The sequence below is a fragment of the Actinoplanes sichuanensis genome (genome assembly GCF_033097365.1).
Taxonomy (GTDB): domain Bacteria; phylum Actinomycetota; class Actinomycetes; order Mycobacteriales; family Micromonosporaceae; genus Actinoplanes; species Actinoplanes sichuanensis.
Window position 1 is genome coordinate 8,999,507 of the sequence record NZ_AP028461.1, and the last position, 16,884, is coordinate 9,016,390.

The 16,884-nt window shown below is 69.3% G+C and carries 13 protein-coding genes and 1 riboswitch; of the genes, 5 read left to right on the forward strand and 8 right to left on the reverse strand.

What is annotated here, in order from left to right:
• Positions 1-59: 59 nt before the first annotated feature.
• The 3 genes from Q0Z83_RS41360 to Q0Z83_RS41370 all read right to left on the reverse strand — a co-directional run bounded on the left by Q0Z83_RS41360 (position 60) and on the right by Q0Z83_RS41370 (position 4,820).
• A complete protein-coding gene (locus Q0Z83_RS41360) occupies positions 60-2,051 on the reverse strand; it encodes a glycosyl hydrolase family 28-related protein (RefSeq protein WP_317788871.1) in 1,992 nt (663 codons plus the stop codon).
• Positions 2,052-2,166: 115 nt separating this feature from the next.
• Positions 2,167-3,750: a methyl-accepting chemotaxis protein gene (locus Q0Z83_RS41365; protein ID WP_317788873.1), complete on the reverse strand. Its 1,584-nt coding sequence runs from the start codon at positions 3,748-3,750 to the stop codon at positions 2,167-2,169.
• A gap of 83 nt (positions 3,751-3,833) precedes the next feature.
• Positions 3,834-4,820, reverse strand: coding sequence for a LacI family DNA-binding transcriptional regulator (locus Q0Z83_RS41370; RefSeq protein ID WP_317788875.1), 987 nt, complete (start codon positions 4,818-4,820; stop codon positions 3,834-3,836).
• A gap of 64 nt (positions 4,821-4,884) precedes the next feature.
• On the opposite strand from Q0Z83_RS41370, the gene Q0Z83_RS41375 reads away from it, so the two are divergent.
• The 5 genes from Q0Z83_RS41375 to Q0Z83_RS41395 all read left to right on the forward strand — a co-directional run bounded on the left by Q0Z83_RS41375 (position 4,885) and on the right by Q0Z83_RS41395 (position 10,685).
• Positions 4,885-5,793, forward strand: coding sequence for a hypothetical protein (locus Q0Z83_RS41375; RefSeq protein ID WP_317788876.1), 909 nt, complete (start codon positions 4,885-4,887; stop codon positions 5,791-5,793).
• 33 nt (positions 5,794-5,826) lie between these two features.
• Positions 5,827-5,906: riboswitch (S-adenosyl-L-homocysteine riboswitch) on the forward strand.
• A gap of 18 nt (positions 5,907-5,924) precedes the next feature.
• Positions 5,925-7,385: an adenosylhomocysteinase gene (gene ahcY / locus Q0Z83_RS41380; protein WP_317788877.1), complete on the forward strand. Its 1,461-nt coding sequence runs from the start codon at positions 5,925-5,927 to the stop codon at positions 7,383-7,385.
• Positions 7,386-7,496: 111 nt separating this feature from the next.
• A complete protein-coding gene (locus Q0Z83_RS41385) occupies positions 7,497-8,036 on the forward strand; it encodes a DUF4142 domain-containing protein (protein ID WP_317788879.1) in 540 nt (179 codons plus the stop codon).
• 4 nt (positions 8,037-8,040) lie between these two features.
• The gene (locus Q0Z83_RS41390) at positions 8,041-9,687 is read left to right on the forward strand and encodes a Na+/H+ antiporter (RefSeq protein ID WP_317788880.1); all 1,647 of its coding nucleotides are present in this window, start codon (positions 8,041-8,043) and stop codon (positions 9,685-9,687) included.
• A 23-nt stretch (positions 9,688-9,710) separates the two neighbouring features.
• Positions 9,711-10,685 carry an ABC transporter substrate-binding protein gene (locus Q0Z83_RS41395; RefSeq protein WP_317788881.1) on the forward strand — a complete coding sequence of 325 codons (975 nt, stop codon included), beginning with the start codon at positions 9,711-9,713 and terminating at the stop codon, positions 10,683-10,685.
• On the opposite strand, the gene dctP is transcribed toward Q0Z83_RS41395, so the two are convergent.
• From dctP to Q0Z83_RS41420, 5 genes are all read right to left on the reverse strand, one after another.
• Positions 10,682-11,668, reverse strand: a complete 987-nt coding sequence (dctP, locus tag Q0Z83_RS41400; RefSeq protein WP_317788882.1) for a TRAP transporter substrate-binding protein DctP — start codon at positions 11,666-11,668, stop codon at positions 10,682-10,684. The two genes, Q0Z83_RS41395 and dctP, sit on opposite strands and share 4 nt — an antisense overlap.
• A 28-nt stretch (positions 11,669-11,696) precedes the next feature.
• Positions 11,697-13,694, reverse strand: coding sequence for a putative bifunctional diguanylate cyclase/phosphodiesterase (locus tag Q0Z83_RS41405; protein ID WP_317788884.1), 1,998 nt, complete (start codon positions 13,692-13,694; stop codon positions 11,697-11,699).
• 61 nt (positions 13,695-13,755) lie between these two features.
• Positions 13,756-15,327, reverse strand: coding sequence for an ABC transporter permease (locus tag Q0Z83_RS41410; RefSeq protein ID WP_317788886.1), 1,572 nt, complete (start codon positions 15,325-15,327; stop codon positions 13,756-13,758).
• Positions 15,324-16,226, reverse strand: a complete 903-nt coding sequence (locus Q0Z83_RS41415; protein WP_317788887.1) for an ABC transporter ATP-binding protein — start codon at positions 16,224-16,226, stop codon at positions 15,324-15,326. The genes Q0Z83_RS41410 and Q0Z83_RS41415 overlap by 4 nt, the downstream gene beginning before the upstream one ends.
• Entirely contained in the window at positions 16,196-16,846 is a 651-nt protein-coding gene (locus Q0Z83_RS41420; RefSeq protein WP_317788888.1) for a TetR family transcriptional regulator, read from the reverse strand. The genes Q0Z83_RS41415 and Q0Z83_RS41420 overlap by 31 nt, the downstream gene beginning before the upstream one ends.
• Between the last annotated feature and the right edge of the window lie 38 nt (positions 16,847-16,884).

The window sequence follows — 16,884 nt, forward strand, 5'->3', positions numbered from 1 at the left end:
CCCGGTATTACCCGGAGCGGCCATGGCGACACTCTGTGGTCGCCATGGCCGGGCTCAGTTCACCATTTCGAGGGAGCCGGGGGCGCCACTACCGGGGGACGGTCGTCACACGTGATCGTGTTCGGCACGAACGGAGCGAGCCAGCCACCGTCGTTGCCGCCGAGGTCGGTCAGGCCGAACTCGGAACCGGTCGCGGGGAATCCGAACCGGCCGCAGTTGTTCACCCCGACCGCGCCGACGTTACGGGCGTCGACGTTCTCGAAGGACGCGGAGCCGCCTGCTCGTGCACTCAGCACGCTGGTGCCCGTACCGTCGACTCGGATGTCCTTGAATTTGATTCCGTCGATCGAGTGGAGATCCTTCACGCCCCACTCGGCGACCAGCATGATCGCGTTGTAGGTGCTGTCCAGGTAGTGGTCGCCGGTGACCCGGATGTCCGCGTCGAAGCTGCCCTGGAGGCTGTAGAACCAGATCGCGCCGAGGCCGATCCGCCAGTTCAGCTCGAACGTCCCGGCCCGCACCGTGGTGTTGTCGGTGAACCGCAGGAAACCGGTGAAGGGCTCGGCCGAGAACCGGGTGCCGGCGTGCAGCGCGCTGCCCTCCCGGACCGGGTCGGCGACCAGGTTGTTCGACACCGTGGTGTCCCGGCCGCCGTAGATCGCGATGCCGTTGGCCAGGGTCGGCGACTGAACCGTGTTGCGGTCGAAGGTGTTGCCGGTGTTCGTGGTCTTCTCCGCCCACATGGCCAGCGCGTCGTCCCCGGTGTTGCGGATGAAGTTGTTGCGGACCAGCGAGTTCGTGACCCCGGTGTGGAAGTTGAGGCCGTCGGCGATCTGGTCGACGATGACGTTGTTCGTCACCTTCGTGTTGGACATCGGGCCGTCGAACCAGAGGCCCACCTTGGTGTGCTGGATGTAGAGGCCGTCGATCGTCGAGTCGCTCATCGCACCGCCGACCCCGTTCACCTGGTCGGTGTCGATCCGCTCGCGCACGTCGCCCTGGATGGCGAAACCGGACAGGTGCACGTTGCGGCTACCACCCGCGGCCGCGCTCCGGCCGTAGAAGCCGACGCCGGTGTGCACCGAGCCGTCCGGGGCCGGCACGTCGAGGGCCACCTGCCGGCCCTTGATGATCGTGTACCAGTTGCCGGCTCCGACGATGGTCACGTCGTCGACCACGATGTGCCGGTTGACCTGGAAGACACCCGGCGGAAGGTAGACCTTCCGATCGACCTTCCTGGCGTACGCGATGGCGCGCTCGATGGCCGGGGCGGAGTCCCGCCGCCCGGTCGGGTCGGCGCCGAAGAGCACCGGGTCGACGCCGCGGAGATCGACCTTCGGCCGTCCGACCAGCTCCGAGTCGAGCAGGTCGATGGTGGTCGGCACGGAACGGGCGGTGAGCCGCACCTTGTCGCCCGCCCGGTACGTGTGCCCCAGGAGCAGCCGCTGCTCGTCGTAGAAGTGGGCCGGACGGAACGGCTTGGTGATCACCGGGGCCGGGGTGGTGGCGGCCGGCACACACTGGCACTCGGTGATCCACCAGTCCGGGTGCAGCAGGTCCGCCGCCGGATCGTCGGTGAACGGGTACTGGTTGTAGAGCCACGAGTACTGCGATGTCAGCGTCATCGTGCGGGTGCCGTGCTTGGTGCCGACGGTCAGTGGCGCGGTGATCCCGCCACCGTTCGGCGCGTCCGGGATGCTGTACCGAACGGTGATCGCGTTGGCTGCCCGGGGCAGGGTGAACTCCACCCATTCGCCCGGGTCGAGGGTGACCGCGGAGCGGCCGGAAGCCTCGGCGGGCAGGGTGTACGCGGTGCGGTCCGGCCCGATCACGGTCCCGTTGGTGGCGGCGTGCTCGGCCTCCTGCTCCAGAAAGGCGACGTCGGCGCCACGCCCGGCGACCAGGGCCGGGTCGAGAGCGGCCCGGGTGACCTTGGTGGCCGCGGGAGCGGCCTCGGCGGCGTACGGGATGCCGGTGGCGCCGAGCACCACGCCGAGAAGAAGGACGGACCAGCGCGGTGGAACGCCGGCCCGCCTCTCGTCAGAGGACATCGAAGGCTCTTTTCTCTGAGGAAGTGAGCCGACGATAGATGTACCGAGATCTAACTCACAATGACTTGTCGCAATCTTTCGTCAACCTGCCGAGTTATTGCAATGCCCCGCAAGTTCACAGCTTGAATCGGTCCACGATCCGGCGCAGGTCGCCTGACATCCCGGCCAGGTCGGTGGCGGCCCGGTCGGTCTCGGCCACCCCCGAGGTGGTCTCCCGCACCGAGGCGGCCACCGCGCTGATGGTGTCCGAGACCCGGGCACCGGCGTCCGCGGCCTCGGTGACGTTGCGGCTCATCTCGTTCGTGGTCACGGTCTGCTCCTCCACCGCGGAGGCGATCGTGGTCTGGAAGTCGTTGATCCGCGCGATGATCTCGCTGATCTCGGCGATCGCCGCGACCGCGCCGGCCGTGTCGGCCTGGATCGCGGCCACCCGCTGACCGATGTCCTCGGTCGCCCGGGCGGTCTCCTGGGACAACTCCTTTACCTCACTCGCCACCACGGCGAAGCCCTTGCCGAGCTCACCGGCGCGGGCGGCCTCGATGGTCGCGTTCAACGCCAGCAGGTTCGTCTGCTCGGCGATCGCGGTGATCGTCTTGACCACACTGTCGATCTCCGACGAGGACTCCCCCAGCTTCGCCATCACGGTGCTGGTGTTCGCGGTGACGTCCACCGCCCGGGACGCGACCTGCGCGGCCTGGGTGGCGCTCTCACTGATCTCGCGGATCGAGGCACCCATCTCCTCGGCACCGGCCGCGACCGTGTGGATGTTCGACGACATGATCGAGGCCGATTCGGCTACCTCGGCCGCCTGCCGGGCGCCCAGGTCCGCGCTGTGCGAGCTGTTCCGGCTGGTCCGGGCCAGTCCGTCGGACTCCTCCGCGAGCTTCTGCGAGTGCGCGGTCAGGTCGGTGACGGTCTGCCGCAGCGTGTCGCTGGCCCGGTGCAGCGCGCTCGCCATCTGCCCGACCTCGTCGCGCTGCTCGACCCTCGGGTCGCCGGAGAGGTCTCCTTCGGCCACCTGGTCGAGGACCCGGCCGACCCGGCGCAGCGGCTGCACGATCAGCCGGGACACGTAGAGGGCGGCGACGATCGCGACCAGCAGCACCCCGGCCAGCACGGCGATGATCGTGGTCCGGGTCCGCTCGGCCTTGGCGTCGAATTCACGGCCCTGGAGCAGCGCCGTATCGGCGTAGGCGATCTCCTCGTTGAGCAGGCCCTCGTAGGTCTTGCGCAGGTCCCGGTTGTCGCCGAGCGCGAGATCGATCGCCGCCTGGGGCCGGGTCCGATAGAGGGTGAACTCGGACTCCAAGGCCGTGAACCAGGCGTCGACCGCGGCCTGGATCGCGTCGATACGGGCGGCGGACTCACCGGAGTCGGCCACCGCCCGGGCCGCGGCGAGCGCGGCGTCGATCTTCTCCTTGCGGCCGAGCGCCTCCTCGCTGAAGTCCGGGTTGCCCTTGAGGAGGAAGCCACGCTCGTCGTTGGCGGCCGACTTCGCGCTCACCGCGACCTGGTTGAGGTTCGTGCTGTACGGCAGGGTCGAGGCGATCTCGGTGTTGCGGTCGTGCTGGAGCTGATCGATGCCGACGACACTCAGCACTCCGATCGCGGTGGTGCCGGCGATCGCCACCCCGGCGACCGCGAGCACCTTCGTGGAGACCTTCCGGTTCCGGGCCCACTGCCCCAGCCCACCCGCCATGGCCGTTCCTCTTCTCGTTCGTCCCCGATAAAGATCAATCGGTGCTTCGGAGAAGGGATTGAGTTACCGGAAGATGAACGTCTTCAGAACAGCGCGGGTGGAACATTGAACGGTGTGATCACCTGCACCGCCGACGGATGGGAACCGATCGGGCCGGGAAGCACACCCTGGGCCCGCAGGATCGCCCGGCAGGCGTGCCGGACGTCCGCACGGAGATCCTGGTGCAGCACCGCGGAGATCCGGTGCTCCCGCAGCAGCGCCGCGTTCTCCCGGTCCAGCCCGTGCGCCACGAAGACGTCGTAGTTGCGGTGCTCGACCGCGAAGGCCGACACCACGGCCGCGTTCCCGCAGGTGCCGGCCGAGTAGACGGCCCGGATCGAGGGATTCGCGGCGAGGACGGCCCGCAGCGGACCCTCCTCCGCGCTCGCCACGGTCAGCAATCGCCGGGCCGGCAGGACCGAGCGGAACCCCTCCTCCCGCGCACCCCGCCCGTTGATCAGCAGCACATCACCGGCCCGGTCCGCGAGCAGCCGCTCGACCAGATACGCCGCTGTCGCCCCGGAGTCGAAGCCGTCCACTCCGACGTGCGCGATGCGTTTGCCGGCCGGCAGGTCGTGATTGAGGGTGACCACCGGGACACTCAGCCGGGCCACCGCGTCGGCGACCTCGGGCACCGGCGGGACCAGCACGATCAACCCGTGCGACCGGGAGCGGCCGACCCGGTCCAGTGCGCCGGCCGGGTCGTCGGTGAGGTGCGTCCGGGTACGCACGGCCACCGGCGCGAACTCCGGTGCCTCCGCCTCCAGTGCGGCCCGGATCGCCGCACTGAACCGGCGGGACGTCTGGAGCACCACGTCGATCACGAACGGGCGGCCGGACCGGGCGTGCTCCTGCCGGTCCAGGTCGGCGATCGCCTGGTGCACCGCGCGGACGGTGCTCTCCCGGACCCCGCCGCGCTGGTGCAGCACGCGGTCCACGGTGGCGTGGCTGAGCCCGGCACGCGCGGCGATCTCCCGGATCCGGTACGGGTGCTTCACGCCGTACAGAATGATGGTTTTCTGAGGTTGCATGGAAGGTTCTTGATGTTTTCTCGCCCCTTCGCGTGACCCTTTGAACCCGCGTTACGCTGCCCGCGTGCGCGTGTTCTCCCGTAAGAACGACCATGGTGTCGAGGTCTACGACGCCGAGCTGAACCTGGTCCGGACGTTCGCCGTTCCGCCCCGGAGCACCTACAAGGAGCCGGGTAGCGAGGGGCACGCCGTGCCCGCCTCGCGTGACCGGCTGTTCTACGCGACCGACACGGCGGTGCTGAAGGTCGATCCGGAGGGGCGCGAACAGTGGCGTTTCGAGCTCGGCGCCCGCGGCCCGAACTGCGGGGTCTCCTACACCGACGTGGCGCTCTCCGCCGACGACACCCGGCTCTGGGTCTACGCGCCGAACGCGATGGCCGATCGCGGCCGGCCCGACGAGTGGATCGTGCTGGACGCCGCGACGGGTGCGCCACTCACCCGGCACGAGTTGCCGACCGTCGGGCACGGCGGTGACCACGTGGCGCTGAGTGACGGCCGGATGCTGCTGGAGGTCGGCGAGGGGCAGGACGGTGTCCAGATCTACCTGGCCGGACCGGGCACCCCACCACACGACTACGGCTGGGGCGACCGTTCGCTGCACGGCGTCTCCCCGGACGAGACCAGGTTCGTCACCGTCGGCCACGACACCGACGATCTGATCGTGCACGCCTTCCCGAGCGGGGACACCCTGTTCACGGTCACGCTGCCGGATTTCGGTTTCGCCGACGACGAGGACGACCTGTTCCTGGAGTGGAGTCCCGGCTTCCTGGACGACGACACGGTCATCGCGGTCGTCCTCGGGGTCGACGAGGAGGAGGACACCGACTGGTGGCGGCACTTCCGGGTGGACGCCCGCACCGGCGAGGTCCTCGGCGAACTCGAGATCACCACGATCAACCAATACGACCTGGATGTGCTCGGTGACGGAACGTACGTGATTACGGACACCGACGGAACACTCCGGCGGATGTGATCTTGCCGGGCGGGCGTTAGAGTAGTTCCCGGCTCTGCCGAGAGGCGCTGCAACGGGCTCCAGAAGCCCGCCACGCTCGGTCGGGTTTCGTGACGCAAGGGCGCCTCCTGAGAGGGAGGAGCCCTCTTTCCATGAGCGACAAACTTCGATCCGTCAACGGTCTCGACTTCGCGGTCGCCGACCTCTCGCTGGCCGAGGCCGGCCGCCACCAGCTCCGTCTCGCCGAGCACGAGATGCCCGGCCTGATGTCGCTGCGCACCGAGTTCGGTGACAGCAAGCCGCTGAGCGGCGCCCGGATCGCCGGCTCGCTGCACATGACCGTGCAGACCGCCGTCCTGATCGAGACCCTGGTCGCACTCGGCGCCGAGGTCCGCTGGGTGTCCTGCAACATCTTCTCCACCCAGGACGAGGCCGCCGCCGCGGTCGTCGTCGGTCCGAACGGGACCGTCGACGCGCCGGCCGGTGTCCCGGTCTTCGCCTGGAAGGGCGAGACGCTGGAGGAGTACTGGTGGGCGACGATGCGCCTGTTCGAGTTCAGTGACGGCCAGGGCCCGAACATGATCCTCGACGACGGCGGTGACGCCACCCTGCTCGTGCACAAGGGCGTCGAGTTCGAGGGCGCGGGCGCGGTTCCGGCCACCACGGCCGAGGACAACCACGAGTACTCGATCATCCTGGAGTCGCTGCGTGCCAGCCTCGCCTCGGACAAGGGCCGGTTCACCCGGATCGCGGCCGAGATCAAGGGCGTGACCGAGGAGACCACGACCGGTGTGGCCCGGCTCTACAAGCTCGCCAAGGAGGGCACCCTGCTCTTCCCGGCGATCAACGTCAACGACGCGGTCACCAAGAGCAAGTTCGACAACAAGTACGGCATCCGCCACTCGCTGGTCGACGGCCTCAACCGGGCGACCGACGTGATGCTCGGCGGCAAGCTCGCCGTGGTCTGCGGTTACGGCGACGTCGGCAAGGGCTCGGCGGAGACGCTGCGTGGCCAGGGCGCCCGTGTCGTGGTCACCGAGGTCGACCCGATCTGCGCGCTGCAGGCCGCGATGGACGGCATGCAGGTCGTCCGGCTCGAGGACGTGGTCGGTGAGGCCGACATCTTCATCACCACCACCGGCGGCACCGACATCATCACCGTCGAGCACCTGTCGGCGATGAAGCACAACGCGATCGTCGGCAACGTCGGCCACTTCGACGACGAGATCGACATGGCCGGTCTGGCCAAGGTCGCGGGCATCGAGAAGGTCGAGATCAAGCCGCAGGTGCACGAGTGGCGCTTCCCGGACGGCCACTCGGTGATCGTCCTGTCCGAGGGCCGCCTGATGAACCTGGGCAACGCGACCGGTCACCCGAGCTTCGTGATGTCGAACTCGTTCACCAACCAGGTGATGGCCCAGATCGAGCTCTGGACCAAGCCGGAGGCGTACGAGAAGCAGGTCTACGTGCTGCCGAAGCACCTGGACGAGAAGGTGGCCCGGCTGCACCTGGACGCGCTCGGCGTCCGGCTGACCACCCTCACCAAGAAGCAGGCGGAGTACCTGGGCGTCGACGTCGAGGGCCCGTTCAAGCCGGAGCACTACCGGTACTGATCTTCCGTACCACGACGCGCCCGACCATCGCCCGATGGCCGGGCGCGTCCCTTTTAGCCCGTTTATGCTGCGATTATGTCTTTCTGTCACAAGATTTTTACGTTCAGTGTGGTGGCCCTCATCGGCCTCTCCGCCGGCCCCGCGACCGCCGCACCAACCCACCCGGAGGGCACCCGGCCGACCGGCGTCGCGGCCCGCCCGGCCAGCCCGGAGGCCGAGTTCCTGATCGCCGTGCACCAGGGCAACCTGGCCCAGATCGCGGCCGGGAAGCTGGCCGCACACAGGAGCGAGAGCCGGACCGTACGCCGGCTCGGCAAGCGGTTCGCGGCGTACCACAAGAAGCTTGATGCCCAGGTCAAGCTGGCTGCCGAGGCTCTCGACGTGCGCCTGCCGGAGGAGCCGAACTCGGAGCAGCTCGGGCTCGTCGGGCAGTACCGGACCGCGGCCGTCGCCGATTTCGACACCCTGTTCGTCGACACCCAGCTGGCCGCCTATGAGCGGGCGGCCAAGCTCGCCAGGCTCGTGTCGGCGGTCAGCACCGACCCGTCGATCGCGAAAATCGTCGAGAACGCGAGCCCGGTGATCGAGGAGAACCGCCTCGCCCTGACCGCAGCCCGCGACCGACTGGCCAAGGAGCAGCGGCGACAATGATCGAATGAGCTACGAGAAGATCCTGCTGTTCGCGCTCGCGGCGATCGCGGTGATCATCGTGGTCCACTGGGTCACGGAGAAAACCGGTCTCCCCGCTGCTGTCCTGCTGACCGTGGTCGGCGTCATCTACTCGTATATACCCCAGCTGCAGAATCTCCGGCTGGAACCTGAGATCGTCCTGATGTTCCTCCTGCCGCCGCTTCTCTACAACGCGGCGCTGGATTCGTCCCTGCTCGACATCCGACGCAACATTCGCACGGTGATCAGCCTCTCGGTGGTGCTGGTGCTGGTCACCGCGCTGCTCGTCGGATTCGGCTTCTCGTTCTGGGTGGCCGGGGCGACGCTCGCCAGCGGTATCGCGCTGGGGGCCGTGGTCGCCCCGCCCGACCCGGTCGCGGCGCTCGCCGTCGGGCGCAAGGCCGGGCTGCCGGGCAAGCTGATCACGTTGATCCAGGGCGAGGGCCTGCTCAACGACGCGACCGCGCTGACCGTCCTCACCGTGGCGATCGCCGCCCACCAGGACGGCAACTTCTCGGTCGGCGGCTCGATCCTCAAGTTCTTCACCAGCGCGACGGGCGGCGTGGTCATCGGTATCGCGACCGCCTACATCGTGCGGTTCCTGAAGCCGTTCCGCGCCGATCCACTGAACGCCAACGCTCTGTCGATCATCACTCCGCTCGCCGCCTTCGCCTTGGCCGAGCACTATCACCTGTCCGGCGTGCTCGCCGTGGTGGTCGCCGGTCTGATCGTCGGCCACGACACTCCGCGCTACACCACCGGGGCGAGCCGGCTGCAGACCGCCGCGGTCTGGCGCCTGATCGACTTCATCCTGGAGGGCGCGGTCTTCCTGCTGATCGGCATGCAGGTCAGCGACACCCTGAAGGGACTCGGCGACTACACCTGGGCCGAGATCGCCATCCCGGTGGGCATCACGCTCGGCGTGGTGCTGCTGGTCCGCCCGCTCTGGCTGATCCTCACCCAGCTCCTGCCCCGGCAGTTGCACCTGCGCCTGGGTGGCCAGCAGGACGACGACATGGACGTGCCCGAGGGCAAGACCAAGGAGGAACCGCTCTCCGGCCGGGAGGTGACCGCCCTGAGCTGGGCGGGCACCCGTGGCGTGATCACGCTGGCGGCGGTCTGGATCATCCCGGAGAGCGTGACGAACCACGACCTGATGGTGCTCTGCGCCCTGGTGGTCGTGCTGGTCACGCTGGTCGGCCAGGGTCTCACCTTCGCCCCGCTGGTCCGCTGGCTGGGCCTGCGCGCCAACCAGAAGGACAAGGCCCGGCTGCGGAACGAGGCTCGCTCGGCCGCGGTGCAGGCCGCTCTGAACCGGCTGGACGACATCCAGGAGGAGCAGCACGACCACGTCGAGGACGAGGCGATCGAGACCATGCGGCGTCAGCTCCAGTTCCGGCTGGACCGCTACCGGCGGCGGCTGGACCTGCTGGAACAGGTCGAGTCGACCGAGCTGCCGAAGTCACCGCAATACGAGGCGGCGCTGATGGTCCGGCAGGCGGTCATCGATGCCGAGCGTGAGGAGCTGCTGCGCTGGCGGGATGCCGGCCGGCTCGCCGACGAGAGCCTGCGGGTGCTCAACCGGGAACTGGACCATGAGGAGCTGGTCCTGCCGAAGCGACCAAAGGACTGATACATCCGTATTAGGTTGAAAAAATGCGCAGACCGCCGACGTTCCTGGCCCTGGTCCTCGTCGGCCTGCTGACGGCGTGTGGGGGCGGCGAGGACGCCGCCCCCAGGACCACCCCCGAGAACGGGGTCCGGCTCGGCTTCTCCCAGGTCGGTGCGGAGAGCGCCTGGCGGCTCGCGAACACCCAGTCGATCGAGCACGCGGCCACGAACGCCGGGGTGCGGCTGGATCTGCGGGTCGCGGACGGGAAGCAGGAGAACCAGACCGCGGCGATCCGCGACTTCATCAGCCAGAAGGTCGACATCATCGCCTTCTCGCCGGTGGTCGAATCGGGTTGGGACAAGGTTCTCCAGGAGGCGAAGGACGCCGACATCCCGGTGATCGTGACCGACCGGATGGTGGACACCACCGACACCTCGCTGTTCACCACGATGCTCGGTTCCGACTTCACCGCCGAGGGTCGCAAGGCCGGCGAGTGGCTGGTCGAGCACTACCGGGACTTCAACGGGGCGGTCCGGATCGCCGAGATCGCGGGCACCACCGGCTCGGCGCCGGCCAACCAACGCCGGGCCGGCTTCGCCGACGCCATCAAGGACGATCCCGACCTCCAGGTGATCGTCTCTCGGGACGGCGGTTTCACCCGAGCCGGGGGTGAGCAGGTGATGGCCGGGTTCCTTCAGCAACACCCCGACATCGACGTGGTGTTCGCCCACAACGACGACGAGGGCCTCGGTGCGGTCAAGGCGATCGAGGCGGTCGGCAAGCGCCCCGGCCAGGACATCAAGATCATCACTGTGGACGCCAGCCGGGACGGGCTGACCGCGCTGGCCGAGGGCCGGCTCAACTACGTCATCGAGTGCAACCCCCTGCTCGGCCCGCAGCTGATGGAGCTGGTCGGCAAGGTGACGACCGGGCAGACCATCCCGCGCCGGGTGGTCGTCGACGAGACCGCCTTCGACCGGGAGGCGGCGAAGGCCGTACTGCCCAACCGGCAGTATTAGCCCCCGTCCGGCAGCAGGGCGGTCAGGTCGCCGAAGGTTCCCCGATGCGACCTGATCACCGGGGCCAGCACCGCCCGAAACGCCTCGACGTCGACCTCGTCGAGGTGCCCGCCCTGCCGGGTCGCGAGATCGGTCTTCTGATCGGTGGCCGCCGCCCACAACCGCAGCTCCTCCTCTCCGGCGAGTCGGCCCGCCTCGACGACCGCGTCCCGCACCGCGGACGGCTGCTCGGACAGCCACTTCTGACTCACCATCAGAGCGTCGACGGCGTGCTGGTGCCGGGTCCAGGAGTAGTACGGCGCGTACGGCAGATGCTGCTCGGTCACGTAGAAGACGATGCTGTTCTCCGCGCCGTCGACGAGTTTCTGCTGCAACGCGGACATGATGTCGTTGGTGGCCATCGGCACCGCGTCGGCGCCGAGCGTGTTGATCATGTCGATCGACACGATGTTCTGCGGCACCCGGATGCGCAGCCCGGTCAGGTCGGCCGGGGTACGGATCGGGCGGATCCGGTTGTAGATGCTCCGGTCGCCGCCATAGAAATAGGTGAGCACCACGAGACCGTGCTCCGCGAGGATGGCGGCACAGCGTTTACCGAGGTCACCGTCGAGGCTCTGCAGACACTGCTCCCGGCTGGCGAAGGCGTAGGGCAGGCTGGCCACGCCGAGTCGTTTGTCGTACGCCGTGAGGTTCGCCATCAGGGTCTTGCAGAAGGCGACCTGACCGGTCCGAACCATCTCGGTGACCCGGTTGTCGTCGCCGAGCACACCGCCGGGCATCACGGTCACCCGATATCGCCCGTCGGTGAGCTCGGCCAACTGCTCGGCGAAGTAGTGCTCGGCGGTCACCATCGGGCTGGTCCGCTGCACCGGCTCGGCGAGCTGCACGTCCACCGACGCGCCGGGCCCGGTGGACGTGCTCGACCGGGCGCACCCGGCGGCCAGCCCGGCGGCCGTCAGCAGAAGCAGGGATCGACGATCCACAGCCCCCACGGTAATCGAGCCGAAAACCTCAGACCGCGCTTATCGCCATTCCGGATCCGGCCCCGGCCAGCCAGGCGGTGAGATCGGCGGCCGGCAGCGGACGACTGATGTGATAGCCCTGCGCCTCGTGGCAGCCGAGCTCGTCCAGCGCCCGGAGAGCCGACTCGGTCTCGACACCCTCGGCGACGACCCGCAGCCGCAGGTTCCGGGCCAGGTCGACGACCGCCCGCACGATGGTCTCGTCCCGGCTGTTCTCACACATCTTCATCACGAAACTCCGGTCGATCTTGAGCTCGTGCGGCGGCATGTCCCGCAGGTGGGCGATCGAGGAGTAACCGGTGCCGAAGTCGTCGATCGAGATGTTGACACCCTGTTCGCGCAATTCACCGAGCACCTCGCCGGCACGCATCATGTCGGCGATCACGGCGCTCTCGGTGATCTCCAGGGTGAGCAGCTCCGGACGTACCCGGTGGCGTTCGAGGGCGGCCGCGACGGTCGCCGGGAACCCGTCGTCGGACAGCGACCGGGCCGGGATGTTGACCGACACCGGCAGCTCGTGGTCCAGCTCGGCCCAGCGGGCGATCTGGGCCAGGGCCTGGTCCAGCACCTCGGCGGTGACCAGGTCGATCAGACCGGTCTCCTCGGCCAGCGGGATGAAGGCGTCCGGCGCGAGCAGGCCGCGGGTGGGGTGTTGCCAGCGCACCAGAGCCTCGGCGCCGCACGGCATCCGGGTGGCCACGTCCACCTTGGGCTGGTAGAAGACGACCAGCTCACCGCGTTCGATGCCGTGCCGGAGTTCGCTCTGCAGGGTCAGGCGGCTCGCGGCCCCCTCGTCCAGCGACGCGTCGTAGCCGGTCACTCCGCCGTGTCGACGCTTGGCCGCGTACATCGCCACGTCGGCGTGCTGGAGCAGTTCGGCGGCGTCGGCACCGTCGGCCGGGTACATCGCGACGCCGATGCTGGCGTCGATGTCGACGGTCAGACCGCTCAGCTGGATCGGCCGGCGCAGCGCGTCCAGGATGCGGTGGCCCGCCGCCACCGCCTCCGGCTGGTCGGGGGTGGTCGGCAGGATCAGCGCGAACTCGTCGCCGCCGAGGCGTACCACCACGTCGTCGCCCCGGCAGCCCTGGTCGAGTCGCCGGGCCACCTCGACCAGCAGGTCGTCGCCGGCGTGGTGGCCGAGGGTGTCGTTGACCTCCTTGAACCGGTCGAGGTCGATGAGCAGCAGGCTGAACGGTTCGCCGGTCTGCTCGCCGTGGTGCACCGCGGCGTCCAGCTCGTCGTGCAGCATGGCCCGGTTACCCAGGCCGGTCAGCGAGTCGTGGGTGGCCTCGTGCAGGCGACGTGCGGCCTGCCGCTCGGCCCGGCGCTGGTATCCGACCAGCACCAGCGCGCACACCGCGAACAGCACCGAGACGATCAGGATGGTCACCTCGGCCACCCGCTGGAGCGTGACGGCCTGGCGGTCGACGTCGGTCAGGTATCCGGCCAGGGCCTCCTGGTTGCGGCGGACGTTGGCGAGGACCTCGTCGCGCAGCGGGGCGAACGCCAGGGCGGCCAGTTCGGCGTAGCCCTGCACCTTCGCGCCTCGCTCGGTCTGCGTCATGATCTCGACGACGATCCGGTTGTAGTTGGCGTACGCGCCGCGGATCGCGTCCAGCTCGAACCGGTCGATCCCACCGTGCGCCTGCAGCCAGTCCAGGCTCCCGCCGGCCGAGTCGAGGGTTTCGGCCAGCTGTTCACTGCGGTACTCGGTGCCACCCGTGGCCAGGTACTCCCGCAGTGCGGCGTCCTGCGTGTTGAGGCGTACCGACACGTCGTTGAGCACCCGGGTGACCTCTTGGGCCCGCCGGACCTCCTGGGTCGCCTCGGCCGTGCCGCCCGCGGCGAGCACGGCCGAGGCGGCCAGGGTGACGATGCCGAGGGCGGTGCCCGCGACTGCGGACCGGGCGGTGGACCGGCGGGCCAGCAGTCGTCCCCACCGCGTTCGTGGTCCGGTCCGGCCGGTCGATGCACTCGCGTTCACGAGCACATCAGTCGGCTTCCCCGGCAACGACCTGACCTTTCGGCCAGGCCGCACCGAATTGCTACACAGGGAGGTCGCGACGGCGCAGGGCGATCAGTCCGGCGCCGCCGAGGACGGCCGCGATCAAGGTCAGGGTCAGCAGGGGTACGACGGTGAAGTCCCCACCGGGCAGGTGCGGGACATGGGTGAACGGGGAGAGGTCGAGCACCCACTGGGAGGCCTGCACCAGCGGTCCCACGATCAGGATCAGGAAGGCCGCGGCGACCACCGCCCAGGCGGCCGCCGCCAGTTTCGGCACCAGCCCGATCAGCAGCATCGCGACCCCGGCCAGCACCCAGACGGCCGGCAGCTGGGCCAGCGCCGACGCCACCACCGGACCGGGATCGCCGTGCACGACTCCGGCCACCACACCCTCGGCGAGCAGTGCCACGGCCGGGCCGAGCAGGGCGAAGATCAGATGGCCGGCCGCCCACGCCCACCGGCTCACGACGGTGCTCAGCACCGCCTCGGCGTGGCCGGTCTGCTCCTCGTCACGGATCCGCAACGCGGCCTGCACGGCGTAGCAGGCGACGATCACCGCGCAGGTCTGTGCGATGGACGCGAAGTAGGCGTCCATGACCGAGTCGGTCCCGCCGAGTTGGGTGAAGATCTTGCTCATCGAGTCGGAGTCCTCGGCGAGTTGGGCCACGCTGGTACTCACCCCGCCGAAGACCAGGCCCAGCGCCGCGAACCCGGCGGTCCAGCTGAACAGCAGACCGCGGTGCAGCCGCCAGGCCAGCGTGATCGGCGATCGCAGGGACGCGGCCGCCGTCGCCGGTCCGAGCCGTCCGGCGAGCAGGCCGCCGCCCAGGTCACGGCGGGTCAGGAGGTACGCCGAAGCGCCCACCGTGGCCAAGGTGGTGACGACGACGAGCGCCACCGGCCACCAGTCGTCGGCCCCGAACGGGAAGACCCGGTGCACCCAACCGATCGGTGACAGCCAGGACATCCAGTCCAGCCGTCCGCCGCCGAGCGCCGAGATGTCCCCGCCCATCCGCAGCACATAGGACACGCCGAGGACCAGCACCGCCAGCACCCGGGCCTGCCGGCCGCCGTCGGCGATCTGTGCGGTGACCGCCCCGACACCGGCGAAGAACCAGCCACTGACCGCATAGGACACCGCCAGCGCGATCGAACCCTCGGCCGGCTGCCCCTGGCCGATCAGCGTGACCGCCACGATCACACCCATCACCGTGCAGGCCAGCACGGTGGCCAGCACCGCTGCCGCCAGTGGGGCGAACCGGCCGACCACACCGGCCCGGATCAGCTCGGTGCGCCCGGCCTCCTCGTCGGCCCGGGTGTGCCGGATGACCATGAGCAGGGCGGCCAGACCGATCATCACCGGCAGGAAGCCACCCCGCCAGACGGTCAACTCACCGAGACTGTCGCCGTGCAGCGGGCCGTAGAGACCGATGAACCCGGCGTTGGCCGCACTGATCTGCGCGTAGTGGATCCGCTCCGACGCGGTGGCGAACAGCGTCTCGAACCCGGTGACGTAGACGTACGGCAGGATGCCCAGCACGAGCACCCAGAGCGGCATGATGATCCGGTCGCGGCGCAGCACCAGCCGGATCAGGCCGGCCGTCCCGGTCATCGGGCGGCCGCCGAGTCACCGGTGTAGTGCCGCAGGAACAGCTCCTCCAGCGACGGCGGCTGGCTGACCAGACTGCGCACCCCGGCCTCGACCAGCGATTTCAGCGCCGGCTCGAGCGCCTCGGCGTCGACGTCGAAGGCGACCCGCCCGTCCTCGGTGATCAGGTCGTGCACCCCGGCGATGGCGCCCAGCCCGTTCACCGGACCGGTCAGCTCGGCGCGGATCGTGGTGCGGGTCAGGTGCCGCAGGTCGGCCAGGGTGCCGGTCTCCACCGCCCGGCCGGCCCGGATGATGGTCAGTCGGTCACAGAGCGCCTCGACCTCGGAGAGGATGTGGCTGGACAGCAGGACCGTACGGTCTCCGCGCCTCTTCTCCTCCAGGATCACCTCCCGGAAGACCTCCTCCATCAACGGGTCCAGCCCGGAGGTCGGCTCGTCGAGCAGGAGCAGCTCCACATCGGAGGCCAGCGCCGCGACCAGCGCCACCTTCTGCCGGTTGCCCTTGGAGTAGGCCCGGCCCTTCTTACGCGGATCGAGCTCGAACCGCTCGATCAGGTCGTCGCGGCGTCTCCGGTCGATGCCGCCGCGCAGTCGGCCGAGCAGGTCGATCACCTCGCCGCCGGTCAGGTTGGGCCAGAACGTGACGTCGCCCGGCACATAGGCCAGCCGGCGGTGCAGTGCCGTGGCCTCGGCCCAGGGGTCGCCGCCGAGCAACCGCACCGAGCCGCCGTCGGCCCGCATCAACCCGAGCAGCACCCGGATGGCGGTGGTCTTGCCGGCCCCGTTCGGCCCGAGGAAGCCGTGCACCTCACCGGTCGCGACCCGCAGGTCGAGCCCGTCCAGAGCGGTGACCGCCCCGAACCGTTTGATCAGTCCTTCGACATCGATGGCATCCGCCATGACCCCTTCTCTCCCGCTAATTGATCTCCGAGCCGATCCAGCGCTTTCATCGCCTCTTCGGCCTGCTCAGGAGTGAGGAGTGGCTGCGAGAAGATCTCCAGGGACGCCCGGATCATGCGCAGGTAGCCCGGCATCGTCCCGACGTCCTCGCCGAGCGCGGCCGTCAACTGGTCGCGCATCAGGAACATGCCCATCTTCATGGCGCCCAGGACCGCCACGTAGGCACGCCCGTCGGACGTCTCCAGACCGGTCGAGGCCAGCCACTGCTCGCCACGCTGCACGGTCTGCTCGAACATGGCCGCGCCCCGGGGTGATCCGTCCATCAGGGACCGCACCAGATATTGCTGGAGGGCCATGGCGTCGGGGGCGATGGCGCCACCGATCGTGCCGGACTCGGTGAACGCCATCTGCAGCTGCGCTATCCGGCCCATCGCCCACTCGTCGCAGGCGTCGCGGAGCCCCTCTTTGGACCCGAAGTGGTGCCGGAGCAGGCCGGAGGAGACACCGGCGGCCTGCGCGATGTCGCGGATCGTGGCGCCCGCGATGCCTCGCTCGGTGAAGAGCGCGATCGCGGCGTCCCGGATCCGGGCCCGGGCGGTCAGGTCGCTGTCACTACTCACGCGTGTAGCGTACTACACGCCCGTGTAGCAAACCATGC